At 38.1% G+C, this 1,217-nt stretch carries 1 pseudogene; it reads left to right on the top strand.

Annotation, left to right across the window (positions count from 1 at the left end):
• Nucleotides 1–1,217, top strand: a pseudogene (locus tag J5224_RS28780) (hypothetical protein); the annotation flags it as partial.

The raw sequence follows: 1,217 nt of genomic DNA, 5'->3' as shown, positions 1-1,217 counted from the left end.
GACATCTAAAGGTGCGCAGGAAAAGGCAACATCTTTTTTAAATGCTCTCAAAGAGCACGGCATCATAGATCCACTGACTGGCGGATGGTTCTTGCCTCCAAGCCCTATCCCTCCCACCCCTAATGACAGTGCGACTGGACCCAGTACATCCTGTGCTGAGAATACAGTTTCTCCTATTATTATAGATTTGGATCGTGATGGTGTTGAAACATTATCAGTTAGTGCAGGCATTCTTTTTGACCACTTTGGTAATAATTTATCTATCAATACTGGTTGGGTTGCACCAGATGACGGTCTATTAGTATTAGACCGTAATGATAATGGTAATATTGATGATGGTCGTGAGCTATTTGGTAATAACACTCCTTTAAAAAATAATGAAATGGCATCTAATGGCTACAATGCTCTTAAAGTATTTGACGATAATTCAGATAATGCTATTGATGCGAAAGACTCTATTTTTGAATCACTAAAAATATGGAGGGATAGTAATGCTAATGCAAAAGTTGATTTGGGTGAGTTATATTCTTTGAAGGATTTTGGTGTCGCCTCTATTAGTATAGAATATGACAATTCTACCTTTGTCGATCCGCAGGGTAATGCACACCAACAACGAAGCCTTATTACCTATGTGGATGGCGTTACCGGCCAATCGGCAGATGTATGGTTTGCAGCTAACTTAGTGCGGACTCGCTATGATGGTACAATAAATTTAAAAGATTCAATTCGTAAATTACCGTATGTGCGTGGTTTTGGTAATATGGTAGATCTGCATGTATCGATGAGTGAAAATGACAAATTGAATTTGTTGGTTAAACAGTTTTGCGCCGACCCTGTCACAGCAAGAGACACGAATTTGATAAATGAAATTATGTATGCTTGGGCCGGTGTTGATGAACTAGATTCGAACAGTAGAGGTGGAAATATAGATGCTCGTCAATTATCCGTATTGGAGATAGCAACTGGGAGAAATTATAAAAATCATACAAATGGTACTACGAATCCTTTGCCTGGGGCTGCCATCATATTAGAGTCTGAGTATTCGCGTTTTTCAGCAAATATAGAGGCCCATCTATTAGCTCAAACTCTTTTTCGTAGTGAATTTAATTTGATAAAAGTGGTGTTTAATACTGGGTTGTCAAAAATTGATTGTGATTTTAGTGCGTTATCAGATCATCTTTCTATGCTGAAAGACTCAGATGTTGAATCGTATTTAA

The organism is Candidatus Symbiopectobacterium sp. NZEC135 (assembly GCF_025962695.1).
The sequence above is the reverse complement of the archived record's forward strand: the minus strand, read 5'-3'. Positions and strand labels throughout refer to the sequence as shown.